We start from the raw sequence: 24,641 nt of genomic DNA, 5'->3' as shown, positions 1-24,641 counted from the left end.
GATCAACCAGCTCGTGCTGGCTGATCCACAACCCGCATCGGCACACGCTTCCAGTCTGAGCCATCGAGCAGCACCGAGAGCTGAGCATGAGATAGCGGCATGACGCCTTGCTTGATCGGCGGCCAGGTGAACTGCCCCTCGATTCTCTTGTAGTAAAGGACAAGGCCGCTTCCGTCCCAGGTCAGGATCTTCACGCGATCTCGGCGCTTGGAGCGGAAGATGTAAAGTCCGCCGTCGAACGGATCGGCTCCAAACGCCTCGCTCACCAGCATCGCAAGCGAGTCCATGCCGCGACGGAAATCGACCGGCTGCGTCGCGATCCAGATCGACAACCCGGGTCGCAGCCCGATCATCGGCCAACCGTCCCGACTGCCGCCAGCACCTCGCACAGCGCCCGCCGGTCGACCCTCCCCCTGACGCGGATGCGAACCGCGCCGACCTCGATCTCGATCGCCGCCTGCTCCTCGCACGACGGCAATTTGCCTCCGCAGCCGGTGATCGCGACCGGCACAAAGCCAGGTGGCACGGCTCCGTCCCCGCACGCCGCGACCTTCGCCCGCGTTGTCTGACGACGCCACAGAAACAACAGGCTTGGGCTGATGTCGTGTCGTCGTGCCACCGCGGACACGCTTGCACCCGGCGCAAAACTCTCCGCGACAATCGCCGCCTTCGCATCGGTCGACCAGCGCCGGCGCCGGCCGGTCCCGGTGATGATCTCGACACGCTGCAGTGTGTCGGAGCCGTCCTCGAGGATAGGCGTATGCCTATCCTTATCGCCATCCTTACGACTATCCTTTGACATGGTGACCTCGTGACAAATCATTCCACGAGATCTTCCTAGCCGACCAGATCAGCCCTCAGCCCGTGGTCCCTGGATGACGCTCACGAATCTCGAGGTTCCGGGTTCGGTCCGCCCCAAGTCGAGCGAAAGCCAGGAGCGTCCGTTACGCCCGCTTCTTTTCCCGCATCAGATCGGCAAAACGCCGGAACAGGTAATGCGAGTCCCGCGGGCCCGGCGAGGCCTCCGGGTGATACTGCACGGAAAACACCGGCTTGCCCTCGAGCGCGATGCCGCAATTGGAGCCGTCGAACAGCGAGATGTGGGTCTGCGTGGCGCCGGCGGGCAGCGTCGCCTGGTCCACGGCAAAGCCGTGGTTCATCGAGGTGATCTCGACCTTGCCGGTGGTCTCGTCCTTCACTGGGTGGTTGGCGCCATGATGCCCCTGATGCATCTTCTTGGTCTTGGCACCCACGGCGAGGCCCAGCATCTGATGGCCTAGGCAAATGCCGAAAGTGGGCGTGCCCGACTCGATCACCTTCTGGATCACCGGCACCGCATATTTGCCGGTCGCGGCGGGATCGCCGGGGCCGTTGGAGAGGAACACGCCATCCGGCTTCATCGCCAGAATGTCTTCGGCCGATGTGGTGGCCGGCACCACGGTGACCTTGCAGCCGACGCCCGCAAGCAGCCGCAGGATGTTGCGCTTGATGCCGTAATCGACGGCGACGACGTTGAACTCGGGATTCTCCTGCCGGCCAAAGCCTTCATTCCACACCCAGGGCGTCTCGTCCCAGGTGAAACGCTGGCCGCAGGTGACCATCGGCACCAGGTCCATGCCCTCGAGCCCCGGCCATTCCCGTGCTTCTTCCTTGAGCCCGTGCAGGTCGAACTTGCCGTCCTTTGCATGCGCGATTACGGCGTTGGGCATGCCCTTGCTGCGGATCAGCGAGGTCAGCGCACGGGTATCGATCCCGGACAGGCCAATGATGCCGCGTGCCTTCAGCCACTGGTCGAGATGGCGGGTGGCGCGGTAGTTGGACGGATCGGTGATTGCGGTGCGCAGGATCACGCCGCGCGCACCGGGCGTCGCCGCCATGTTCACCGTCTCGATGTCGTCCTCGTTGGTGCCGACATTGCCGATATGCGGGAAGGTGAAGGTGATGATTTGCCCGGCATAGGAGGGATCGGTGAGAATCTCCTCATAGCCGGTCATGGCGGTGTTGAAGCAGACCTCGCCCACGGCGTGGCCCTCGGCGCCAAGGCCAAAGCCCTCCAGGACCGTGCCATCGGCGAGCACTAACAGCGCGGTCGGCTTGTGGTCCGGCCAGGCGGCATCGTTATCGATCGGGGTCATGATGCACCCTACATAGTCCCCGCTTCCGCCGGCGTCAAAGCAAAGGGTGCCGATTCACATGCGTTTTCCGCATATTGGAGGGCCCAATGGCGGGGTTTTGCGAGCGGGCCGCCGGCCATGGAACTTGGTTGTTTCGGGAAGGCGAACGGCCTAGATCAGGGACCCTGGAGCATGATCCGGAGAAGTGGATACCGGTTTTCCGAAAAGATCCCGCTCACTCGAAAAGCCTGAAGAGGACAAGCCGATGCTGCGCGACGACATCAATAACGCGGTGAAGGAGGCCATGAAGGCCAAGGACGAGCGCAAGCTCGGCACGTTGCGCATGGTCAATTCCACCATCAAGAATGCCGATATCGAGGCGCGCGGCCAGGGCAAGCCGCCATTGTCGGACGCCGAGCTGCTCTCGGTGCTGCAGAAGATGATCAAGCAGCGCCAGGAGGCGGTCGAGCTTTACGACAAGGGCGGGCGCGCGGAGCTCGCCGCGCAAGAGCGCGAGGAGATCGCGGTCATCTCGGCCTATTTGCCCAAGCAGATGTCGGAGGAGGAGGTGAAAGCGGCGATTGCCGCCATCATCGCCGAGACCCATGCGGCCGGCGTCAAGGACATGGGCAAGGTGATCGGCGCGCTGAAGGCGAAATATGCCGGGCAGATGGATTTTGCCAAGGCAAGCGGCCTGGTGAAGGCCGCATTGACGGGCTAGTGTTGTGACTCTAACGCTTGTTTCGCACGGGCGACTTTTTCGAGGATTTCGCCTGCGGACTTGGTCCAGATGAAGGGCTTTGGATCGGCATTGTGGTTTTCCAGGTATTCCATGATCGCGCTTTTCAGTTCGGCGACATTCTCGAAGGTGCCGCGGCGGATGCGGTTTCGAGTGATCTCGGCAAAGAAGCGCTCCACCATGTTGAGCCAAGAGGCCGAGGTCGGAGTGAAGTGCAAATGGAAGCGTGGATGCGCCTTGAGCCAACGCTTTACGGCCGGCGTTTTGTGGGTCGCATAGTTGTCAACGACCAGATGCAGGTCGAGGCCGGGCGGGGTCTGCTGGTCGATCAGCCTGAGAAAGCGAAGGAACTCACGATGCCGATGGCGTGGCATGCACGTCCCGATCACCTTGCCGTCCAGCATGCTGAGTGCCGCGAACAAGGTCGTAGTGCCGTTGCGCTTGTAGTCGTGGGTCATGGTGCCGGCGCGGCCCTTCTTCATGGGCAGACCGGGCTGGGTACGATCGAGAGCCTGGATTTGGCTCTTTTCATCGACGCAGAGGACCAGCGCCTTGTCCGGCGGATTGAGATAGAGCCCGACCACGTCTTCCACCTTGGCAGCGAAGTTCCTGTCGCGCGAGACTTTGAAGGTGTCGACGAGATGCGGTTTCAGTTCGTGCGCATGCCAGATACGCTGGACGCTGCTGTAGGAGAGGCCCACCGCCTTCGCCATGCTGCGCACGCTCCAATGGGTCGCATTTGGCGGCTTCTCGTGCAGCGTCATGTGCACAACCTGCTTGATCTTTTCGGGCGACAACGGTTTGACGCGCGATGGCCGGGTCGCGTCCTTCAGCAGCCCGTCCACGCCTTTCGCCAAGTAGCGCTGACGCCAGCGGCGCACGGTCAGCAGGCTCTTGCCAACCGCCGCCGCAATCGCCTCCGCCGTCAGTCCATCGCTTGCCAGCAACACGATCCGTGCTCTCCAAACCACCTTCTGCGGCGTGTTCCGGCCCCGGACCAGCCGCTCCAGTCGCTCACGATCGGTCGCGCCGACCGCAATCTGTTCGATCTTCCTCATCGGCGCAGACTTGCAGGTTCGCGCCGATTTGTGAATCGTCTGTCAGTGACGGAACACTAGGGGCCACGTTGCTCGTGCGCACCGCTGGATAGAGGCACTCTCTATCCGCATCGTCATGCCCGGGCTTGTCCCGGGCACCCACGGCTTTAAAACTGGCGGTAATCAAGAAAGACGTGGATGGCCCGGACGAAGCCCGGCCATGACGGAGGAAAAGCTCGCCATGCTGACGGAAACATCGAGCTACGACGAACTCTATCGCAACTTCCGCTGGGACATTCCCGCGCGGTTCAATATCGCCACTGCCTGCTGCGACCGCTACGCCGACGGCTCCGGCCGCCTCGCGCTGATCTATGTCGACGAGGACGGCATTGCGCAGCGAACGTCGTTTGACGAACTGCGCGGCCTTTCAAGCCGCTTCGCCAATGTCCTCAAAGCCGATGGCCTTGCCCGTGGCGATCGCATCGCGGTGTTTCTGTCGCAATCGCTGGAGCTGCCGGTCGTCCATCTCGCGGCGTTTCGCGCCGGGCTGATCTCGGTGCCGCTGTTCTCGCTGTTCGGCGAAGACGCACTGCAATTTCGGCTGCAGAATTCCGGCGCCAAAGTGGTGGTGACCGACGAAGCCGGCTTGCAGAAGATCGCCGGGATTCGCGATCGCCTGCCCGAGCTGAAAAGCGTCTATGTCGCCGGCCGTGGCTCAGCCGGTGCGAAATCGTTCTGGGCCGAGATCGAGCGCGCCTCCGACCATTTCCCCACTGTCGACACCGCGGCCGACGATCCCGCCATCATCATCTACACCTCCGGCACGACGGGAAATCCGAAGGGCGCGCTGCACGCCCATCGCGTGCTGCTGGGACATCTGCCGAACGTCGAAATGGCACATGATTTCTTTCCCAAGCCAGGCGACGTGATGTGGACGCCGGCCGACTGGGCGTGGATCGGCGGCCTGTTCGATGCGCTGTTTCCGGCGCTCTATCACGGCGTGCCCGTGGTCGGCCATCGCGCCAAGAAGTTCGAGCCGGAGGCGGCCATGGAGCTGATGTCCCGCTATGCGATCCGCAACGTGTTCCTGCCGCCGACTGCATTGAAATTGCTGCGGCAGGCGGACGTGAAGCACGCCGGCGTGAAGCTGCGCAGCATTTTTTCCGGCGGCGAGTCGCTAGGGGCCGAGCTTCTGGACTGGGTCCGCGCGACTTTCGCTGTCGAAGCCCATGAGATCTACGGCCAGACCGAATGCAATCTCGTCATCGGCAACAATGCAAAGCTGTTTCCGATCAGGCCGGGCTCGATGGGCAAGGCGACGCCCGGCTTCGAGGTCCGCATCATCGACGAGAAGGGCAACGAGCTGCCGCGCGGCGAACGCGGCATCATCGGAGTACGCCAGCCAAACCCGGTGACGATGATCGAATATTGGCGCAATCCGGAAGCGACGGCGAAAAAATATGCCGGTGGATTCTTGCTCACCGGCGATCTCGGCCGCCAGGATGAGGACGGCTACTTCTGGTACATGAGCCGCGAAGACGACGTCATCACCAGTGCCGGCTATCGCATCGGGCCCTCGGAGATCGAGGACACGCTGCTCAAGCATCCGGCGGTGGCGCTCTCGGCCGTGGTCGGCGTTCCCGACCCGATCCGCACCGAAGCGGTCAAGGCCTGGATCGTGCTGCGGCCGGGCTTTGCGCCGAGCGAGCAGCTCGCGCGCGAGATCCAGGATTTCGTCAAGGTCAAACTCGCCGCGCACGAATATCCGCGCCACGTGCAGTTCGCCGACAGCCTGCCGATGACCGCGACAGGCAAGGTGCTGCGGCGGGAGTTGCGGGCGAGGGGGTAGCAACAAATCCGGCCGTCGCCCCGGCGAAAGCCGGGGCCCATAACCACAGCCTTGCGGTATCGCGAAGCTCTCTCCACCGTCATGCCCGGGGTTGGCGATGTCCCGCTCCATCGCCTCCTGTGATTATAGGTCGCGGCTCGCGCTTCGCCTGGCCGGAACGACGGTGCGAACTACGGCGTCGCAATCCCCAGCGCTTTCAGCGCGTCCAGCATGCGTTGCGGTGGGGCCATCTTGATCACCAGCGGCTTGCCGGTCTCCAGCACGCTCTTGAGGCTGGAGAGGATCGCGGGCCAGCCCTGGCGGCCGCCGGACAGGATGTCGTCGCTCAGCGGACGGTCGTGCGACTGCAGCATGGTGAGCTTCACCACATCGTCGGCCGGTTCGATCTCGTAAGTCACGAGCGTCGGTCCCAGCTTTTCGATCAGCGCCGGCCAGTTGACGTTGAAGGTGACGGTCAGCTTGCGGTAGGGCACGCATTCGATCACCTCGCCCGAGATATGCAGCGAGCCGTCGGGCGCGCGCACGATGAAGGCGCCGCCGATCCGCGGGTCCACCTCGACCGCATTGCCGCTAAAATATTGGCGGCTGAACTCGGCGCTCGTCAGCGCCTCCCACACCTTCTCTGGCGTGGAGGCGATATAGATCGTGTAGACGATCGCCGGTTTGAACTGGGTGATATCGATCATCAGCCGACTCCCTCGATGCCAAGCGCGGACAGTGGAATCGTCAGCGCTTCGCCCTGCTCCAGCAGGCTCTTGAGGTTGGACAGAATGGCCGGCCATCCCTTGGAGGTGCCGTCAAGGAATTTGCTGCCTTCGGTGAAGCCGTCATGCGTGAGCGTCAGCTTCGTTACCTTGCCGTGGGGCTCGATCGTAAAGACGACTTTCGATGCCGGCTCCTTGCGCAGGTCTTCCTTCAGAACATGTTTGAACGTGTAGGCCAGCCGGCGCGGCCGATCGGCCTCGAGGATCTCGCCCTCATCGGTTGTCTGTCCATCCATGATCAGCGCGAAGGAGGAGCCCACCTTCCAGTCGGAGCGTACTTCCGCGCCGAACCAGTAACGCCGCGTGAACTCGCTGGAGGTCAGCGCGTCCCACAAATCTTCCGGCGTGGTCTCGATATAGGTGACGTAGACGAATTCCGGCCTGCTCATCGTACCGCTCCCGCCACCTTCTCCGGCACAACCGGCTGGTCCTCATACCAGGGCGCGTACAGCACCTTGCCGCATTCGACATAGCTCTTCAGACTGGACAAAACCAGCGGCCAGCCCTGGCTGACCTTTTCGAGCACTTCGCTTCCGGGCTCGAACTGGTCGTGTATCATCGTCAGTCTGACCTGATCCCGCTGGGGCTCCAATTCGAAGGTCACGCGCGAAGGCTTCCCGCCGTCCAAATTGTCTTGCGCACGAAACGAGTAAGACAGGCGCCTTGGAGGATCGCATTCGAGGACCTCGCCGGTGATGTCGTCTTTTTCATGCCGTACCAGCCGAAGCGCGAATGGAGAGCCGACCTTCCAGTCCGACTCGACAAAATTTCCGTGCCAATAGCGCCGCGATGCTTCGGTGCTGGTCAGCGCTTCAAACACCTTCTCCGGCGTCGACGCGATATAGATGACATAGACGAATTGCGGTTTACTCATCGCGTTTCTCCAGTTGCTTTTTTAATTCGCTGAGCGCGACGAGCTTGGCGCGCTCGAACTTCTTGATCCAGCGTTCGCCGATCTGATGGATCGGGACCGGGTTGAGGTAGTGCAGCTTCTCCCGCCCATGCCGCAGCGTGGTCACGAGGTTTGCCTCTTCGAGAATCGCAAGGTGCTTGGTCACGGCCTGGCGCGTCATGTCGAGCCCTTCGCAGAGTTCGTTCAGCGTCTGTCCGTTTCTGGCGTGAAGCCTGTCGAGCAGCGACCGTCTCGAAGCGTCGGCCAGCGCTTTGAAGACCTCATCCATGGCTTGGATAATAGGCAACCAAATGGTTGCATGTCAATAGCGTGTCTTTGGGCATGCATATGACCGTGTTAGGTTCCACGTCAGCCAACGAAGATTGGTTCGCAAAGGGTGGGTGGAAAGATGCCTCGCGTTGCCGTCGCATTGTGTTTCGCCGTTTCCTTCTTGATTGCCTTCTTGGACGCCGGTGTCGCGGCGGCGCAGCAGCAGGTGATCGGCGCGCCGCCGGAAGCCTCCAACATGCGCCTGGTCGGGTACAACGATCTGCAGGCGCGCAGCGCCTATCAGCCGACCATTCATCATCAGGGCGAGCGCTGGATCGCCTATATCGGCCATCACGGCGGCACCGACGCTGTGCCCGATCCCGTCAATCCGATGACCGGCAAGGCCGAGCCCAACGGCACCTCGATCGTCGACGTCACCGATCCCGCCCATCCGAAATATCTGCATCATATTCCGGGGCAGGAGGGCAAATACGAATCCGGCGGGGCGCAGATGGTGCGGGTGTGCGACGGCAAGACGCTGCCGAAAGGCGATCCGAACGCGGTCTACATGCTGCGCGCGGTCGGCAGCGAAGGCCATGAGATCTGGAACGTCGCCGATCCCGCCAATCCCGTGCTGGTGAGCCGGATCGGCGAAGACCTGAAGGACACGCACAAGAACTGGTGGGAATGCGACACCGGCATTGCCTATCTGGTTTCGGGCGCGCCGGGCTGGCGCGTGCGCCGCATGACGCAGGTCTATGATCTCTCCGATCCGGCGCACCCCGTGAAGATCAGGGATTTTGGCCTGGTCGGGCAGGAGCCGGGTTCGACCGGCCCGGTGCCGACCGAGTTGCACGGCCCGATCTCGACCGGGCCGCAAGGCAACCGTGTCTATTTCGGCTACGGCACCGATAAGGGCGGCATCATGCAAATCGTCGACCGCGACAAGCTTCTGCATGGGCCGAAGGAGCCGACGCCGGAGAACCTGCGCTATCCCGAGATTTCGCGCCTCACGATGAGTGCCTTCAACGGCGCGCACACGACGTTTCCGATGCCGGGCATGTCGATCGGCGAATTCGCGCACGACAACGACGGTCAGAAGCGCGACATTGTCATGATCGTGGATGAGGCGATCCAGAACGAATGCGGCGAGCCGCGGCAGATGGTCTGGTTTGCCGACGTCACCACCGAGACGCGGCCGATGATGATCTCGAGCTACACAGTGCCGGAGGCGAGCGGCAATTTCTGCGAACGCGGCGGCCGCTTCGGCTCACATTCCTCCAATGAGAGCATGGCAGGCGTCTATTACAAGAAGCTCGCCTTCATCGCCTTCTTCAATGCCGGGGTGCGCGCGCTCGACATCCGCGATCCCTATCACCCCAAGGAGGTCGGCTATTTCATCCCCTCGATTACGCCGGCCACCGACAAGCGCTGCGTCACCGTCGAGGGCGGCGAGCGCTGCAAGGTCGCGATCCAGACCAACAATGTCGAAACCGATGACCGCGGCTATGTCTACGCGGTGGATCGCGCCAACACCGGCCTGCACATTCTGGAATTGACCGGCGAAGCGCGCGCGATCGCCGGCCTGCCGTGAAGGCAAAGGCCATGCGGCGCTTCTCTGCCATTGTGATCGCGGCCCTGGCGTTTGGCGCATTGTCAGGCGTTGCCGCCTACCAGAAGATGCGGCCGCAAGCGGCCGGCGCCGGCGGGGATCATTGGCAGGAAATCGCCTGGCCGTATCCGCGCGACGGCTGGCCGGCGGGCCGCGCCTTCCGCTGCGATGATTGCGGCAATCACATCGAGCTCTACGTCCGGCCGAAGATCGGCTTCTGCAATTGCGACACCGGGGTGGCCGACGATGACGAGGTCGACCGCGTCGCCGATCTCGATCTGATCAGCGAACGTTTCGCGCCGCTCGCGCCGGGCAAGGTCATCCGCGTCGCCGACATGTCCGGGCGCTCGCGCGCCTATGATCTCGATATGGCCGGTGGGGTGCGGCATCGCGCGGTCGGCATCGCCGTGTCGCATCGCTGCGACGTGTTGGTTGCGGTGGTGCAGGGGAGGGCGCGTACGGACGAACTGCAGCGCGCGGCGTTGCAGTTCCTTCAGACCGGCGACATGAAGCACTGGATGATGGCTGCGCTGGGCGGACGTTAGATGGGTTCATCGCGCCATGGTCCCCACCGTCGTCCCGACGAAAGTCAGGACCCATAACCACAGGCCTGAGTTGCGACGCGAGGTGGTCGTTGCGCTTTCTTCGCAGCAAGCCGGGCCCCGGCTCAGCGCATCGCCTGGCCGACGACGGCAGTTTTGCGGCTCCGCTTCCGGTTCCTTCTCTGTCGTGCATAATGGACGCTTCACCTGCTTCGCGAGCCCTCCCATGTCCCTCCAAGCCTATCTCGCTTTCGTCGCCGCCTGCATCGCGCTTGCGCTGCTGCCGGGTCCGATCGTCACGCTGATCATCGCCAACGGCCTTCGCCACGGCACCCGTGCGGCGCTGATCAACATCCTCGGTGCGCAGGCGGGACTTGCAATCGTGATCGGCATCGTCGCCGTCGGGCTCACCTCGCTGATGGCGACCATGGGCTATTGGTTCGATTGGGTGCGTTTTGCTGGCGCCGCCTATCTCGTCTGGCTCGGCATCAAGCTGGTCCGCTCTCCCGTCGAAGGCATTCACGCCGAGGAGGCGCCGCCCCCGCCGCGCGGCGGCTTCTTCCTGCAGGGCCTTCTGGTGCTGCTCTCGAACCCGAAGGTGCTGATCTTTTTCGGCGCCTTCATTCCGCAATTCATGGACATGAACGGCGACCACGTCTCGCAGGTCGCACTGCTTGGCGTCACCTTCATGGTGACCGCGGCGATGACGGATGCGACCTATGCGCTGCTGGCCGGCCGGGCCCGCAAGTTCTTTTCCGCCCGCCGCACGCGCCTGCTCTCGCGCGTCTCCGGCGGCTTCATGATCGGCGGCGGCATCTGGCTCGCGCTGACGCGCGCGAGGTGAGAGAGTCTATCGCATAGCGGGCGCCGATCTCAGCCCGTCAACTGCGCCTCTATTGCCGAGAGAATCCGCGCCAGCCGTTCGGCCCACTCACGCTGGCCGGATTGATCGGCGATCAGATCCTGGCGGATCTCGATGCCGGTGTTGACGAGGCCCCGCGCTTCGCCATGTACCGGGATGGTGTAGTCGGTCAGGTCGGAGACCGCGTAGGGCTCGTTGTCGCCGACCACGAGATCGCCTTCGGCGCGCAAGGCTTTCAAGAGCAGCGGCGGCAGCGTGCGGTCGCGGTGATAGAGCGTGCCGATGTGCCAGGGCCGCGCCACGCCGGCATAGATGGGCGTGAAGCTGTGCAGCGACACCAGCACCGTCGGCCGGTGTTGATGCAGCCGCCGATCGATGATGGCATCGATGCGCTGGTGATAGGGATCGAAAATCTCGCGCCGCCGCATCCTTATCGCCTCGGACGGCAGCGCCTCATTGCCGGGAATGAGGGTGGCCTCGGACAGGCGCGGGATCGAGCTCGCGACGCTTGGCGGGCGGTTGCAGTCGATCACCAGCCGCGAATAGCGTTGCGCGACGAGATGCGCATCGATCAGCGTCGCGAGCCGCTCGGCCACGCCGGCAATGCCGATGTCCCAGGCGATGTGGCGGACAAGCTCGCTCTCGGGCAGGCCGAGATCGCCAAGCCGCTTCGGCAACAGCCGTCCGTAATGGTCACAGGTGAGCAGAAACGGCGAGGCGCCCGCGGGGTTATATTCGTGCACCGGCGGCAGGTCCCCACTTTCGAGGAGCAAGGATGTTGCGCCCGCAACGTCAGAAGCCATTGTTTGTTGCCTATCGAAGCAGCAGATCGAGGTGGAAATGGGCGGTTATCCCACGAAATGAGATCGCCCAAATCATGGTGGTTGATTTGACGATGCCGTTACTGACGATTCATCACAAGGCTGAATATCGGCATTGCCGCCCCGACGCTTTTGGAGCACACAACATCATGCGTGGCCCGCACGATGGCCACGATCGGCGCGTATTCAACGGCGCGCGTTGATTTCTCTCCGCGATTTGTCTCCTCGATTTCCCTCCGCGATTTCTCTTGCCGTCGTTCTGAGGCGATGCGAAGCATCGAGCTCTGACGTGCAATTGCACATCTTTTTCGAGGTTCCGGGTTCACTCGCTGGATGTGAGCGCCCGGGAATGACAGGTGCGAACAAGATCCCATGCCCTCAGATCATCTCTTCGTCTACGGCACCTTGATGCGCGGCTTCGAGCACCCGATGGCAAGGCTGCTCGGCGCCAATGCCGACTTTCTCGGCGAGGCAAAATGCCAGGGTCGGCTTTACCTCGTGAAGCATTATCCGGGGCTGGTGCTCTCGGACGATGCCGCCGACATCGTGCACGGCGAACTCTTCCGCTTGCGCGAGCGCGAGGCGCTGTTGCGCGAGTTCGATATGTACGAAGCCTGCGGCGAAGGTTTTCCCGAGCCCACCGAATATCTGCGGCAGATGATTCCGCTGACGCTCGCAGACGGCACCGCGAGCGAGGCGTGGACATATGTCTACAACTGGCCGGTCACCGACTTGCCGCGGATCGCGTCGGGGCGCTTTCTGGAGCACTAGCCCCCCGCAAATTCATCATGCCCGGGCTTGTCCCGGGCATGACTACGGCTTTCTTCGCGCCGGGACAAGCCTGGCCATGACGCAGTGAGGGCTGTGAATCGTGCGGATAAGCGGGAAAACACCGACAATCCCCGTATTTTCGCGCCTCACCCCGATATGCCTAGCCGATTGGCCGCGACTCGATTCTAATCCCGCTCATGCGCTTCACCCCCCAATTCCTTGACGAGATCCGCGCCCGGCTTCCGGTGTCGGAGGTCGTGGGCAAGCGCGTCAAGCTGAAGCGAGCGGGGCGGGAATGGAAGGGGCTATCGCCGTTCCAGCAGGAGAAGACGCCCTCCTTCACGGTCAACGACCAAAAGGGATTTTACCACGACTTCTCCTCCGGCAAGCACGGCAACATCTTTGATTTCGTGATGGAGACCGAGGGCGTCGGCTTCATCGAAGCGGTGGAGCGGCTGGCCGCGATGGCCGGCGTGCCGTTGCCCGCGGCAACGCCTGATGCCGAGCGCCATGAGCAGCGCCGCAAGACGCTCTACGACGTCATGGAGCTGGCGGCGAAATTTTTCGCAGACACGCTAGCCTCGCGAAACGGCGCCAAGGCGCGCGGCTATCTCGCCGACCGCGGCATCTCTCCGGGCACGCAAGTGCAGTTTCGCCTGGGCTACGCGTCGCCCGATCGCTTCGCGCTGAAGGAGCATCTGGGCGGCCACGGCATTCCCGTCGAGGACATGGTCGAAGCGGGTCTTTTGATCGGTGGCGAGGACATTCCCGTTCCTTACGACCGCTTCCGCGACCGCGTGATGTTTCCGATCACGGACTTGCGCGGCCGCGTGATCGCCTTCGGTGGGCGCGCGCTGGAGAAGGACGTTCCGGCAAAATATCTGAACTCGCCGGAAACCCCACTGTTTCACAAGGGCAACAATCTCTACAATCTGGCCACCGCGCGCGCGGCCGCGCACAAGGGCGCGCCGCTGGTCGTGGTCGAGGGCTATGTCGATGTCATCGCCATGGTCACCTCAGGTTTCGCGGGCACTGTCGCGCCGCTTGGTACCGCGCTCACCGAAAACCAGCTCGCGCTGCTCTGGAAGATGGCGGACGAGCCGATCCTCTGCTTCGACGGCGACAGGGCCGGGCAGAAGGCGGCCTGGCGCGCCGCCGATCTGGCGATGCCGCACTTAAAGCCCGGAAAGAGCCTGCGCTTTGCGCTCTTGCCGGAGGGGCAGGACCCCGACGATCTCGCCCGCGCCGGCGGCCGGGCGGCGATCGAGGAGGTGATCTCCGTGGCGCGCCCGCTCGCCGATGTCATCTGGTCGCGCGAGATCGAGGGCGGCAGCTTTTCAACGCCCGAGCGCCGCGCTGCGCTGGAGGCGCGGATCGGCGAACTCACGAATGGCATCCGCGACGAGGTGGTGCGGCGCTACTATCGGCAGGATCTGTCGGAGCGGATCGCGCGCGCCTTTGCGCCCGAAACCATCCGCGGCTTCGGCGGGGGCGGGCGAGGCCGGCCGGGGCGCGAATCACCCCGCAGTTTCGGGCCCCGTTCGGGGGGTGGTGGCGGTCGTTTCGGCCGCGGGCCGGCTCCCGGGGCGGCCCTCCCTCGTGGACCCTACCAGCCGGCCAGCCCCCAGCTCGCGGTCAGTCCCTTGCTGCGCGGCCAACGCGCGAGCCTGTCCCGGAGGGAGGCCTTGATCCTGCAATGCCTCATTAACCACCCCTGGCTTTTGCACGATCATCTCGAAGAGGTGGCGGCGCTGGAAATGGCCCACCCCGAAGCGCACAAATTGCGCGCCGGCATCATTGCGGCATTCGCCAACGATCACCACCATTCGCCTGACCCTGACGAGCAGGCCGAGAAGATGCGCTCGGACCTGGAAGCGGCTGGATTTTTGGCGCTTCTTCAGAGGGTTGAGCGGGCGATCACAACGGCTGCGGTGTGGGGCGCTCGCGAGGGGGCCGCGCGGGACGACGTTCTTTCCACCTGGCACCAGCTCGTCTCCTTGCATCGGCAGTGGCATTCACTACTTAGGGAGCTGAAGGACGCCGAGCTGGCGTTAGGCGAGGAGGCCTCCGAGGCCAATCTGGCGTGGCTGCGTGACGTCAAGGCGCGGATGGCGGAGGTGGACGGGACCGAGGCCCTGATCGAAGGGTTCGGGCAGCTCTCGGGCCGGTTCCAGCGAAGCGTTTGATCGAAATTGGTTGCGGACGGCCGGGGCCGGAACCCGCAAAAAGACTCGCCAAATCCAAGGTTTGGCGGCAATAAACAGGGTTAAGCGAAGTTTAACGGCTGTAACGCCAGAACGGACGAGCCAGAAAAGAGGACCGCAGGGGTGGCGACAGCGTTTGCGCCGCCCTTTCTGCGTCAAGATTGTTTTTAACGGAATCAGGACTGGCGCCGCTCACGCATTTACGTGATGCGCCGTTGGAGAGCAATGAATGGCCACGAAGGCAAAGACGCTGCAAGTGAAGGACAAGGAAAAAGAGGACAAGGCAGCGGATACTCCTGAAAAGGATACAGCCGACGCGCCCTCGCCGTTGCTCGATCTTTCCGACGCGGCGGTCAAGAAGATGATCAAGCAGGCCAAGAAGCGCGGCTTCGTGACCTTTGATCAGCTCAACGAAGTGCTGCCCTCCGACACCACCTCGCCCGAACAGATCGAGGACATCATGTCGATGCTCTCGGACATGGGCATCAACGTCACCGAGGCGGAAGACGTCGAGGGCGAGGAGGACAAGGACGAGGGCGAAGACGAGACCGACAACGAGCTCGTCGAGGTCACGCAGAAGGCCGTCACCGAGGTCAAGAAATCAGAGCCCGGCGAGCGCACCGACGATCCCGTGCGCATGTATCTGCGCGAGATGGGCACCGTCGAGCTGCTCTCGCGCGAAGGCGAAATCGCCATCGCAAAACGCATCGAGGCCGGCCGCGAGGCGATGATCGCGGGCCTGTGCGAAAGCCCGCTCACCTTCCAGGCCATCATCATCTGGCGCGACGAGCTCAACGAAGGCAAGATCTTCCTCCGCGACATTATCGATCTCGAAGCGACCTATGCCGGTCCCGACGCCAAGAGCAATCCCGGCATCGTCGGCGCGCCGGTCGGGCCTGACGGCCAGCCGGTGGTCGAGGCCGAGGGCGCTGCGGTGAACGGCGAGGCTGCGCCGGCCCATGTCGCGCCGCCCGCGGCTCCGCCCGCGCCGACGCCGTTCCGTGCCGCACCTAGCGGCGCCGGCGAGGGCGATGAGGAAAAGGATCCGGCGGAGGCCGCGGCCGAAGCCGACATGGACGACGACGAGTTCGAAAACCAGATGTCGCTCGCCGCGATCGAGGCCGAGCTGAAGCCCAAGGTGGTGGAGACCTTCGACAAGATCGCCGACAACTACAAGAAGCTGCGCAAGCTGCAGGAGCAGGACATTGCCAACCAGCTTCAGAACGACTCGCTGACGCCCTCGCAGGAGCGCAAGTACAAGAAGCTGAAGGACGAGATCATCGTCGAGGTGAAGTCGCTGCGGCTGAACCAGGCGCGCATCGATTCCCTCGTCGAGCAGCTCTATGACATCAACAAGAAGCTGGTCTCCTTCGAGAGCCGGCTGATGCGGCTCGCCGACAGCCATGGCGTGGCGCGCGACGACTTCCTGCGCAACTACCAGGGCTCGGAGCTCGATCCGCGCTGGCTCAACCGCGTCTCGAAGCTCTCCGCCAAGGGCTGGAAGAATTTCGTCCACCACGAGAAGGACCGCATCAAGGACCTGCGCCACGAGATCCAGTCGCTGGCCGCGCTCACCGGGCTCGAGATCGGCGAGTTCCGCAAGATCGTGCACGGCGTGCAGAAGGGCGAGCGCGAGGCGCGCCAGGCCAAGAAGGAGATGGTGGAAGCCAACCTTCGCCTCGTGATCTCGATCGCGAAGAAATACACCAACCGCGGCCTGCAGTTCCTCGACCTGATCCAGGAAGGCAACATCGGCCTGATGAAGGCGGTCGACAAGTTCGAATACCGCCGCGGCTACAAGTTCTCGACCTACGCGACGTGGTGGATCCGGCAGGCGATCACCCGCTCGATCGCCGACCAGGCGCGCACCATCCGCATCCCCGTGCACATGATCGAGACGATCAACAAGATCGTGCGCACCTCGCGCCAGATGCTCAACGAGATCGGCCGCGAGCCGACCCCGGAAGAGCTCGCCGAAAAGCTCGGCATGCCGCTCGAAAAGGTGCGCAAGGTCCTGAAGATCGCCAAGGAGCCCTTGTCGCTGGAGACGCCCGTCGGTGACGAGGAGGACTCCCATCTCGGCGATTTCATCGAGGACAAGAACGCGATCCTACCGATCGACGCCGCGATCCAGTCCAACCTGCGCGAAACCACCACGCGCGTTTTGGCCTCGCTCACCCCGCGTGAAGAACGCGTGCTCCGCATGCGCTTCGGCATCGGCATGAACACCGATCACACGCTGGAAGAAGTCGGCCAGCAGTTCTCGGTCACCCGCGAACGCATCCGCCAGATCGAAGCAAAGGCACTGCGCAAGCTGAAGCATCCGTCGAGGTCGCGGAAGCTGCGGAGCTTTTTGGATAATTGATCGCCCGGCTCGCATTCCCGCCGTAGCTTTAGCGAAGGCGGGACTCGGCAAACCATCCAAACCGAAGCGGCGGGCGAAAGCCCGCCGTTTTTATGCCGGGAGCCGTCCCCAACCAGGCCCGCCGCCGATCTCAATCTGTCATCCCCGCGCAAACGGCTTTGCCGTTTGTCGCTGGAGGTGCTCGCGCAAGCGAGCCTCGAAGGATGAACGGCCCCGCTGTGAGAGGCGGGCCGTCGCCCTTCGAGACGGCCGCTTCGCGGCCTCCTCAGGGCGACGGCAACGGGTCGAGAAGCCTGTTTCGGCCGAGTCAGATCGCGCCCTACGCGCGTCGTATCACCATCTATCGAAGCAAGAGCCGTAAACTATGAAGCCGCGAATCTCGCCGCGACGGCAACCGCTTCTTTTCGCAGTTTCGATTTGCGCCCACCATTGTCGTGCGCCAATGAACTAAGCAATGATGGTGAACATATATTCAAAAAAGTTCCTCGTTGGTTTCTGCAACTGGTGCCATCGGAATTCGTTTCCCCTGCGCAACTGACGGAGGAGGAACATGAAGAAACTGTCTTACGTGCTGGCCGCATTGGCGACGATTGCGGTTGGAGCGCCGACCATAGCCAGTGCTACGGAGTTTGGCGTTCACATCGGTGGCGACCGAGACTACTACGGCGATCGAGATTACCGAGGGCCGCGTGCTGAGTTCTATGAACATGACCGCGGCTGGCATCGCGGCTGGTACCACCACGATCGCGACCGCGACGTCATCATCCGGCGCCATTACTACTCGGATGAGTACTAACTCCTAAATTGAGAATGGCCCCGCAGAGGGGCCATTTTTTTCGCGAGCTACACGCTGGTCAGCCTGGTCGATGGGCCGCTGGTGTTTGTGGCGCGGAGGCGCGCGAGGGTCGCCGGCGAAGCGAAGTGTCTGCAGCCACATCCCGGAAATGACGGCGCCTCCATCCGAGCAACGATGATGCAGGAGTTCCGAACTTGCGATTTTTCAGCAATTTTTCGGATGGAACCGAACCATCCAGCAGCCTCCGGCCTTAACGTGAATTACTTTTGAACTGCAAATTTCCGGGAGGCGCAACGTGGGACAATCCAAACCGCTTCGTTCAACCGCGCTCGTCGTCGAGGATGATGCCATGCAGCGGGAGATGCTTTGCGTGTTGCTGGAAGAATGCGACTACGACGTCATTCAATGCGAGAGCGCCGAAGCGGCCGAGCGGGTGTTGCAAAAGGCGGCCGGCGATCTGGCGCTGATGATGACGGATGTCAGCCTTGCCGGCCACATGAGCGGCGTCGAGCTCGCCCATATTGCCAAGCAGCATCATCCGGGGCTCGACGTGGTCGTCACCTCAGGCAGGCCGCTGCCGCAGCCGCTTCCCGAAGGCACCAAGTTCTGGCCCAAACCCTGGGCTCCGCTCGACGTGCTGCGCGAGGCGACCATGGCGCAAGTGCTTGCGGGGAGGGAATAGGGTCAGTGCATATTGAAGCCGGGTTTCGCGGCGTTCACGAGCGGGGTCGACTCGAACGTTGTGCTCCGCGCAGGCGGGGCATCCAGTAACGCGCGGCCGGCGTGAGACTCTGCGTCCCAATTGCGTCCGTCGAATGCTGGGTCGGCCGTCTTCGCGGGCGACGACAACTCGAGATATGAAAACAGCGGGCCAAGCCCGCCGACGTCCTCTCAAACAGTCATCGCAAAAATCGTCCCGGACGCCCGGGCAGAGCCGCGGCTCCACCCGGGCGTTGAAGGTTACTTCTTCTTGGCTTTTTTGGCCTTCTTCGCCTTCTTCGCCTTCTTCGCTTTCTTAGCCATAGTATCCTCGTAAGGGTTAGAATGGTTGAAACGCGATACGAGAGGCATGCTCGGCGGAGGGCCAGCCTCGCATCATCCTCGAAAACCAAGCTCAACAGATTCGCGGGCCGCTGCCCCGCGCTGTCACGCCGCTGTCATCGCGTTATCCACAGTTCATATGCAAAGCGACGTGCTTTTTGCGAGAGTTCTTCGCCGAAGCGTGCCGGCGCTTTCTCGTGATCGCGAGAGGCGGGCGAGGCGATGCAAGGCCTCGTCAGGGTTAATGCTGCACCAATCCGCTCTTCATCAATTCAAAACCACAGGATGCATTCGGCCCTGGCGATTGAGGGTCCGTTAAGCCAGCCCGTCGCATCTTGCCCGCAAGATAACGGGGTAAACCATGGGGCTGTTTGCGTACACAGGGGACAGAGCGATGCGCGTTCTGCTGCCGCGATGTTGAGTGTTCCGACGCTGTGGGTGACCATCGTTCTCAATTTCCTCGCCATGGCCCTGGTCTGGACCTACGTGGCGAGAAGCTATCCCAAATTCACCGCGGCGAGGTTTTGGGCTGGGGCCTCGCTCTCGGCCACTCTCGGCGCCGCCGTGAGCATGCTGCGGGGCACGATGGACCCGCTGCTTCCTTTGGTCGGAGGCGGCGGATTGATGATCTTCGCCATGTCTCTTGCCGTGATGGGCGTCAGGCGGTTTTACGACCTCAGCGTCAATTGGCTTGCCGCGGTGCTGGTTCTGGTGGCGAGCTGCGCGTGCCTTACCTTCTTTCTTGTCGTCGACGACAACATGGCGATGCGCATCGCCGTCTATTCGCTCGGACAGTCGATCCCGCTCGCCACGACGCTGCCATTGCTGTTGATGCGTCGGGAGGCGCGCGACAATCCCGGCGCGCGTCTGGCCGGCATCATCGGCTGCCTCATCATCGGCGTCCATGTCATCCGTTCGATCTGGGCGCTCTCGCCGGTTGCCGGCACGTTGACGGTGATCAATTTCAACGCACCTCAGGCCGCGCTGATCCTGGTCCAGGTGTTCCTGGCGATGGCGCTGAATTTTGGTTACCTGCTGATGGCGATGGATCGCTTGCGCAACGAGGTCGCCGACCTCGCGCTGATCGACGATCTGACCGGCGTCGCCAACCGGCGGCATCTGGTGCAGCGGTTATCCGAGGAATGCGCGCGCTCCGAGCGCAGCGGCGAGCCCTTCGCGCTTCTGGTGATCGATCTCGACGGCTTCAAATCCATCAACGACACCCACGGCCATGCCGCGGGCGATGCCTGCCTGCAGCACTTCACCCTGATGGCGCAGACCCGGTTGCGGCCGGGCGACCTCTTGGCCCGCACCGGCGGCGACGAGTTCTGCATCGTGCTGCCGTCATCCAGCTTGCGCGAAGGCATCATGATCGCGCGTCGGGTGCTCGACGTCTGCCGCCAGGATGCCGAAGGCTGTGTCGGCGCCGACATTCCGATCGCGGTCTCGATCGGGGTCGCACAATGGACGCGCGAGATCGGCAACTTCCCCGACCGCTTGATCGCGGCCGCGGACGAGGCGCTCTATGCGGCCAAGAAGGAGGGCAAGAACCGCTACGCGGCCAGCGCGCTCGCCCCGAGCCTGGTGCCGGAGCCCGAGCCGGCGGACGCGAAGGCCGTGCGCAAGCCGGCCTAAACCAAAAAAGCCGGCGTTGCCGCCGGCTTTTTCGTCTCGTTTCGATCCGCCATGTTTCGCACCCGAAGGTGCGACGAGCCCTTTGACTTTCGCGTCAGTGCGCGGCCTCGAGCGCGGCCGCCTCCTGGCGGGCGATCGCGCCCTTCACCGCCGATTGCACCTTCTCGAAGGCGCGCACCTCGATCTGGCGCACGCGCTCACGCGATACGCCGAACTCGGCGGCGAGGTCTTCCAGCGTCATCGGCTCGTCCGCGAGCCGCCGCGCCTCGAAGATGCGGCGTTCGCGCGGGTTGAGCACGCCGATTGCGCCGTTCAGCGCCTCGCGGCGGTGGTCATATTCTTCGTGCTCGGCCATCATGGCTTCCTGGTTGGGCGTGGTGTCGACCAGCCAGTCCTGCCATTCGCCGGCCTCGCCGTCGTCGCGGATCGGCGCGTTCAGCGAGGCATCGCCGCCCAGCCTGCGGTTCATGTCGATCACGTCCTGATCGGTCACGCCGAGGCGCTTGGCGATAGTCTTGACCTGGTCGGGGTGCAGATCACCCTCGTCCAGGGCGGAAATCCTGCTCTTCGCCTTGCGCAGGTTGAAGAACAGCTTCTTCTGGTTCGCGGTGGTGCCCATTTTCACGAGCGACCAGGAACGCAGGATGTACTCTTGTATCGACGCCTTGATCCACCACATTGCGTAGGTGGCGAGGCGGAAGCCCTTCTCGGGCTCGAACCGCTTCACCGCCTGCATCAGGCCCACATTGCCTTCCGAGACGACCTCGGATATCGGCAAGCCGTAGCCGCGATAGCCCATGGCGATCTTGGCCACGAGCCTGAGGTGGCTGGTGACGAGTTTATGTGCCGCGTCGCGATCGTCATGCTCGCGCCAACGCTTGGCGAGCATATATTCCTCTTGCGGCTCCAGCATGGGGAACCGACGGATCTCGGCGAGGTATCGTGAAAGTCCGGATTCTCCGTTGAGAACCGGTAATGTAGCTGCACGGGCCATCTAGCGCCCTCCAGATTGTTCAGGCCCCCGATAGCGGCGGGCCAGGCAGGTGACCGCTTGGTTAAAGCCAGTCATCTTGCGATGTTCCGCGTTGCTCATTCAACGCATTGCAACATTACAACGAAACGACCCCCTCAGGGAAGGATAGTGGGGGTCACGTCCCCGTGTGGCAGATATAACATATTGGGATAGCTTACGTTTTCTAAAGGCCCTGCGTCATCTCGCCGCCTCCAGCGTACGCTCCAGGAGAAGCAAATCCTCCGGCAGCGGCGCTTCCCAGTGCAAAACTTGCCCCGTGCGGGGGTGCTCCAATACCAAGAGGTATGCATGGAGTGCCTGACGGCCAAGGCCGGCCAAGGCGGCCTGCGCCTCCGGTCCGAGCTGGCTCGCCTTGGTCTTGAAATGCGGGCCATAGACGGCATCGCCCAGCAGGGGATGGCCGATATGGGCAAGATGCACCCGGATCTGATGGGTCCGTCCGGTCTCGAGCTGGCAGGCCAGCAGCGAGGCCACCGGCTTGCCGTCGCGGCCTGCAAAGGTCTTGCGCACCTCATAGTGGGTGACCGCAGCGCGGCCGCCGGCGCGGACCGCCATCTTCTCCCGCGCGTACGGATGGCGGTCGATCGCCGCCTCGATGGTGCCACGCGCGCGGTTGGGCACGCCCCAGGCGAAGGCGAGATAGCCGCGCTCCATTTCGTTGGTGCGGCCGTGATCGGCGAATTGTGCCGTCAGCGACTGATGGGCGAGGTCGTTCTTGGCCACGACCATCAGGCCGGAGGTGTCCTTGTCCAGCCGGTGCACGATGCCGGGCCGGCGCACCCCGCCGATGCCCGAGAGGCTTGCCCCGCAATGGGCGATCAGCGCGTTCACCAGCGTGCCGGTCTCGTGGCCGGCGGCCGGGTGCACGACGAGCCCGGCCGGCTTGTCGATGACGATGATGTCGTCGTCCTCGTAGGCGATGCGAAGCGCGATGATCTCGCCCTTGGGCGTGGGATCGGTGGCCTCCGGCACGTCGATTGTGATCGTATCGCCCTCTTTCACGTGATAAGCGGGGTCGCGGATGGGGACGGCCCCGATCGCGACTTGCCCCTGCTGGATCAGCGCCTTCAGCCGGGACCGCGACAGGTCCGGCACGCGCTGCGCCAGCACGCGATCGAGCCGGGCCGATCCTTCGTCGCCTGCGACGGTGACCTCTAGTTTTTGCGCGGTGTGAGCGATTGAGCCTTGCATGACCGATACGACTGAACTCCCCGGACAGACCCCCGAACAGGCCGCGCTGGTCGCACGGGTCAGGCGGATGATGCTGATCGCGGGCCTGACCACGGCCATCGCGATATCAGCCGTTCTGATCGCCATCGGCTACCGCCTTTTCCGCGGCGGGGGAAGCGTCACCACGACGTCCGATGTGACCGCCGTCCTGCCCAAGGGCGCCCGAATCACCTCCACGGCGGTCGCCGGCGACCAGCTCGTGGTCACGCTCGACGTGGGCGGGACGACCGAAATCCGCACCTTCGACGCGCGGACGCTGAAACCGACAGGCCGGCTGAAATTTGCCAATGAGCCGTAGGGACGAGTGAGCCTGGACTTGGCGAGTCAGAGAAACCTCCGGCAAGCCTTTGCCCCTGCGGTCTGATCAGCCGCCAGTTCCGTCGTCCCCGCGCGAGCGGCTTTGCCGCTTGTCGCCGGAGGTGCTCGTCAAGCCGGGCCTCGAAGGATGAACGGCCCCGCCGCCTCCCATTCCCGCCCGGTTTGATCCTCGCCGACCTTGCGGCCGACGCATTTCAAGGCTATTCCCTGAGCCCTCCGCTCCCATCGTCTAGCGGTTAGGACGTGGCCCTCTCAAGGCCAAAACAGGGGTTCGATTCCCCTTGGGAGCGCCACCATTTCAACGACTTAGGTGCGGGGAAGCCAAGCGGTGTCCAGTTGGTGACTCGTCCACCGCGTCTCGTTGCCCCTTCGGCCGTGGCTATGGAGCGGTTGGTGAGCATTAGTCTTCTCCGGTTGCGATCGTGTCCGTGGCAGGACCCCAAGGTCAATCACCCGATCCGGCTCAGCGCTAGATGGGGGGCTCTGCTTCACTTCGGCAGAAGGCCCGAAGCGGGGCAACAGAATCCTTGATGCACGGCGCGCGCTGGACGAGCCGAGCACAAGCGAATACCCCACTTGGCGTTAGTCACATCAGACAACCAGGAATCGGGGGTTCGAGTCCCAGAGCGACGCAACTTTGGCCCCGCTCGCCCCCACAACTGCGGCGGGGCTTTTTCTGACGGTCTGCCAATCCTGCCGGACGTCGGCGCCGCGATGGCCGCATGCCTCGCAGACAAACCGCGGCTCGATGTCGGACAGCCGAACATCATCGGCGTACCGGCTGGCGTCCAGGCGCGTCCAGTGGCTGCCGCGGTAGTCGGCGCAGTAGACCAGCACCCAGGACACGCCGTCGGCGCGCATCTCGGCGAATCTGGGGTAAAGGCGAGCACGCGCCTCCTCCGGTTGGGGAGCTACCTTCATTTCGTTTGCGTGACCATGTCCTCGGTGAACAGTCTGAAGGTTCGACGCATCCATTTTTGGCAGATCGTGCTGTCTCGTCGCCCCGGCTGTGCTGTGTGGACTCGGTCGATCTTCGGGCGCAACCAAATCCAGAAGGGTGGCTGTAGGTCTTTTCCTTCTGCATCCGAGATTACCCAAGCGTGCATCGATCGGGGGCTCGTGCCGAAGCTGTATTCATTCGCGGCCGGATAAGTCTTGAGCCACGCGAGCGCGTCGGCTCCAATCGGGCCGTTTGTCCCTAGCTCGAAGTCACGTGCTTGCCGGACAAGAGCGGATTCCAGTGTAGTGTGCAAAAAAAAGGAGCTCACCGAAGTGAGCTCCAAACGCAAATTTGCAGATGGCGCAAAGGTAGTAATTTTCGAAATCCTTCCGTTGCGATCGACGGTGATTTGGTCACGTCCGCGAGCAAACTCCTTGCCATCGGCCTGAATGATAACCCAAGTTAATAAGGCCACGTTGTGGTGCGAAGAGACACCGCCTATTTCAAAATGGCGTCCCGGGAATCTCTCATGAAACGTGGCCATATCTTCAATGACTTGCGCTCGACCAGTGCACAAATCATGTCTAGCGGTCTGATACTCTATGTTCTCACTCAAAACTTCGTTGGCGATTTCCAAGCGCTGCTCAATCGAGGTTGTATTCCATGCGCTTAGATTTTCTCGTATATTTTCCAAGCTTCGTGATTAGTCATAACTGATGTTCCTCTTTTAGTCGGATCCGGAGCTGCTTGTGCAGAAACCGAGATCGATAAAGCCACCAAGGGCCGTAACGGGCATCCTGCGTGCG

At 62.9% G+C, this 24,641-nt stretch carries 26 protein-coding genes and 1 tRNA gene; 14 read left to right on the top strand and 13 right to left on the bottom strand.

Going from position 1 to position 24,641, the window contains the following annotated elements; translation table 11 throughout:
- Positions 1-2: 2 nt before the first annotated feature.
- The 3 genes from tnpB to carA all read right to left on the bottom strand — a co-directional run bounded on the left by tnpB (position 3) and on the right by carA (position 2,135).
- Positions 3-353 carry an IS66 family insertion sequence element accessory protein TnpB gene (gene tnpB, locus P6U23_RS34455; protein WP_407175594.1) on the bottom strand — a complete coding sequence of 117 codons (351 nt, stop codon included), beginning with the start codon at positions 351-353 and terminating at the stop codon, positions 3-5.
- Positions 350-802 carry an IS66-like element accessory protein TnpA gene (tnpA, locus tag P6U23_RS34450; protein WP_407175595.1) on the bottom strand — a complete coding sequence of 151 codons (453 nt, stop codon included), beginning with the start codon at positions 800-802 and terminating at the stop codon, positions 350-352. The genes tnpB and tnpA overlap by 4 nt, the downstream gene beginning before the upstream one ends.
- A 142-nt stretch (positions 803-944) precedes the next feature.
- Entirely contained in the window at positions 945-2,135 is a 1,191-nt protein-coding gene (carA, locus tag P6U23_RS34445) for a glutamine-hydrolyzing carbamoyl-phosphate synthase small subunit (protein ID WP_407176762.1), read from the bottom strand.
- 244 nt (positions 2,136-2,379) lie between these two features.
- On the opposite strand from carA, the gene P6U23_RS34440 reads away from it, so the two are divergent.
- Positions 2,380-2,835, top strand: a complete 456-nt coding sequence (locus P6U23_RS34440) for a GatB/YqeY domain-containing protein (RefSeq protein WP_407176761.1) — start codon at positions 2,380-2,382, stop codon at positions 2,833-2,835.
- Here P6U23_RS34440 and P6U23_RS34435 read toward each other — a convergent pair.
- Entirely contained in the window at positions 2,832-3,911 is a 1,080-nt protein-coding gene (locus P6U23_RS34435) for an IS630 family transposase (RefSeq protein WP_407174502.1), read from the bottom strand. The genes P6U23_RS34440 and P6U23_RS34435 overlap by 4 nt on opposite strands.
- Before the next feature lie 220 nt (positions 3,912-4,131).
- Between P6U23_RS34435 and P6U23_RS34430 the strand changes: the two genes are divergently transcribed.
- Positions 4,132-5,739 (top strand): acyl-CoA synthetase, encoded by a 1,608-nt coding sequence (locus P6U23_RS34430; protein ID WP_407181686.1) that lies wholly within the window; start codon positions 4,132-4,134, stop codon positions 5,737-5,739.
- Between the two features lie 170 nt (positions 5,740-5,909).
- Here the strand turns inward: P6U23_RS34430 and P6U23_RS34425 are convergent, their stop codons facing one another.
- From P6U23_RS34425 to P6U23_RS34410, 4 genes are read right to left on the bottom strand one after another with little or no spacing between them, the layout of a single operon-like run.
- Positions 5,910-6,422, bottom strand: coding sequence for an SRPBCC family protein (locus P6U23_RS34425; RefSeq protein ID WP_407181685.1), 513 nt, complete (start codon positions 6,420-6,422; stop codon positions 5,910-5,912).
- A gap of 2 nt (positions 6,423-6,424) precedes the next feature.
- Positions 6,425-6,892 carry an SRPBCC family protein gene (locus P6U23_RS34420; RefSeq protein ID WP_407176760.1) on the bottom strand — a complete coding sequence of 156 codons (468 nt, stop codon included), beginning with the start codon at positions 6,890-6,892 and terminating at the stop codon, positions 6,425-6,427.
- On the bottom strand, positions 6,889-7,377 hold the full coding sequence (locus P6U23_RS34415) for an SRPBCC family protein (protein WP_407176759.1): 489 nt from the start codon (positions 7,375-7,377) through the stop codon (positions 6,889-6,891). Before P6U23_RS34415 ends, P6U23_RS34420 begins: the two co-directional genes overlap by 4 nt.
- Positions 7,370-7,684 carry an ArsR/SmtB family transcription factor gene (locus P6U23_RS34410; protein WP_407176758.1) on the bottom strand — a complete coding sequence of 105 codons (315 nt, stop codon included), beginning with the start codon at positions 7,682-7,684 and terminating at the stop codon, positions 7,370-7,372. The genes P6U23_RS34415 and P6U23_RS34410 overlap by 8 nt, the downstream gene beginning before the upstream one ends.
- A 120-nt stretch (positions 7,685-7,804) precedes the next feature.
- Here P6U23_RS34410 and P6U23_RS34405 point away from each other — a divergent pair, with 120 nt between their 5' ends.
- The 3 genes from P6U23_RS34405 to P6U23_RS34395 all read left to right on the top strand — a co-directional run bounded on the left by P6U23_RS34405 (position 7,805) and on the right by P6U23_RS34395 (position 10,663).
- The gene (locus P6U23_RS34405) at positions 7,805-9,259 is read left to right on the top strand and encodes an LVIVD repeat-containing protein (RefSeq protein WP_407176757.1); all 1,455 of its coding nucleotides are present in this window, start codon (positions 7,805-7,807) and stop codon (positions 9,257-9,259) included.
- An 11-nt stretch (positions 9,260-9,270) separates the two neighbouring features.
- Positions 9,271-9,822 carry a hypothetical protein gene (locus tag P6U23_RS34400; protein ID WP_407176756.1) on the top strand — a complete coding sequence of 184 codons (552 nt, stop codon included), beginning with the start codon at positions 9,271-9,273 and terminating at the stop codon, positions 9,820-9,822.
- A gap of 223 nt (positions 9,823-10,045) precedes the next feature.
- Positions 10,046-10,663, top strand: a complete 618-nt coding sequence (locus P6U23_RS34395; protein WP_407176755.1) for a LysE family translocator — start codon at positions 10,046-10,048, stop codon at positions 10,661-10,663.
- A gap of 29 nt (positions 10,664-10,692) precedes the next feature.
- Here the strand turns inward: P6U23_RS34395 and P6U23_RS34390 are convergent, their stop codons facing one another.
- Positions 10,693-11,484, bottom strand: a complete 792-nt coding sequence (locus P6U23_RS34390; RefSeq protein WP_407176754.1) for an N-formylglutamate amidohydrolase — start codon at positions 11,482-11,484, stop codon at positions 10,693-10,695.
- On the opposite strand from P6U23_RS34390, the gene P6U23_RS34385 reads away from it, so the two are divergent.
- The 7 genes from P6U23_RS34385 (at position 11,457) to P6U23_RS34355 (ending at position 20,314) form a co-directional block, all read left to right on the top strand.
- Positions 11,457-11,705, top strand: coding sequence for a hypothetical protein (locus P6U23_RS34385; RefSeq protein ID WP_407181789.1), 249 nt, complete (start codon positions 11,457-11,459; stop codon positions 11,703-11,705). The genes P6U23_RS34390 and P6U23_RS34385 overlap by 28 nt on opposite strands.
- 169 nt (positions 11,706-11,874) lie before the next feature.
- On the top strand, positions 11,875-12,273 hold the full coding sequence (locus P6U23_RS34380) for a gamma-glutamylcyclotransferase (RefSeq protein WP_407176753.1): 399 nt from the start codon (positions 11,875-11,877) through the stop codon (positions 12,271-12,273).
- A gap of 197 nt (positions 12,274-12,470) precedes the next feature.
- Positions 12,471-14,459: a DNA primase gene (gene dnaG / locus P6U23_RS34375; RefSeq protein WP_407176752.1), complete on the top strand. Its 1,989-nt coding sequence runs from the start codon at positions 12,471-12,473 to the stop codon at positions 14,457-14,459.
- A gap of 247 nt (positions 14,460-14,706) precedes the next feature.
- Positions 14,707-16,842 carry an RNA polymerase sigma factor RpoD gene (gene rpoD / locus P6U23_RS34370; RefSeq protein ID WP_407176751.1) on the top strand — a complete coding sequence of 712 codons (2,136 nt, stop codon included), beginning with the start codon at positions 14,707-14,709 and terminating at the stop codon, positions 16,840-16,842.
- 550 nt (positions 16,843-17,392) lie between these two features.
- Positions 17,393-17,638 (top strand): hypothetical protein, encoded by a 246-nt coding sequence (locus P6U23_RS34365; protein WP_407176750.1) that lies wholly within the window; start codon positions 17,393-17,395, stop codon positions 17,636-17,638.
- 295 nt (positions 17,639-17,933) lie between these two features.
- Positions 17,934-18,320 (top strand): response regulator, encoded by a 387-nt coding sequence (locus P6U23_RS34360; protein ID WP_407176749.1) that lies wholly within the window; start codon positions 17,934-17,936, stop codon positions 18,318-18,320.
- A 773-nt stretch (positions 18,321-19,093) separates the two neighbouring features.
- Entirely contained in the window at positions 19,094-20,314 is a 1,221-nt protein-coding gene (locus P6U23_RS34355) for a GGDEF domain-containing protein (RefSeq protein WP_407176748.1), read from the top strand.
- Positions 20,315-20,408: 94 nt separating this feature from the next.
- Here P6U23_RS34355 and rpoH read toward each other — a convergent pair whose 3' ends face one another.
- Positions 20,409-21,308, bottom strand: a complete 900-nt coding sequence (gene rpoH, locus P6U23_RS34350) for an RNA polymerase sigma factor RpoH (RefSeq protein ID WP_024507470.1) — start codon at positions 21,306-21,308, stop codon at positions 20,409-20,411.
- A gap of 216 nt (positions 21,309-21,524) precedes the next feature.
- The gene (locus P6U23_RS34345) at positions 21,525-22,538 is read right to left on the bottom strand and encodes an RluA family pseudouridine synthase (RefSeq protein ID WP_407176747.1); all 1,014 of its coding nucleotides are present in this window, start codon (positions 22,536-22,538) and stop codon (positions 21,525-21,527) included.
- Between P6U23_RS34345 and P6U23_RS34340 the strand changes: the two genes are divergently transcribed.
- Together P6U23_RS34340 and P6U23_RS34335 are read left to right on the top strand one after the other, a co-directional pair.
- Positions 22,537-22,875, top strand: coding sequence for a hypothetical protein (locus P6U23_RS34340; protein ID WP_407176746.1), 339 nt, complete (start codon positions 22,537-22,539; stop codon positions 22,873-22,875). The genes P6U23_RS34345 and P6U23_RS34340 overlap by 2 nt on opposite strands.
- Before the next feature lie 238 nt (positions 22,876-23,113).
- Positions 23,114-23,188, top strand: a tRNA-Glu gene (locus P6U23_RS34335).
- 298 nt (positions 23,189-23,486) lie between these two features.
- Here the strand turns inward: P6U23_RS34335 and P6U23_RS34330 are convergent.
- Entirely contained in the window at positions 23,487-23,756 is a 270-nt protein-coding gene (locus tag P6U23_RS34330) for a hypothetical protein (protein WP_407176745.1), read from the bottom strand.
- A gap of 56 nt (positions 23,757-23,812) precedes the next feature.
- Positions 23,813-24,529 (bottom strand): nuclear transport factor 2 family protein, encoded by a 717-nt coding sequence (locus P6U23_RS34325; RefSeq protein ID WP_407176744.1) that lies wholly within the window; start codon positions 24,527-24,529, stop codon positions 23,813-23,815.
- Positions 24,530-24,641: the final 112 nt, after the last annotated feature.

The organism is Bradyrhizobium sp. STM 3562 (genome assembly GCF_045571435.1).
Lineage (GTDB): Bacteria > Pseudomonadota > Alphaproteobacteria > Rhizobiales > Xanthobacteraceae > Bradyrhizobium.
The sequence above is the reverse complement of the archived record's forward strand: the minus strand, read 5'-3'. Positions and strand labels throughout refer to the sequence as shown.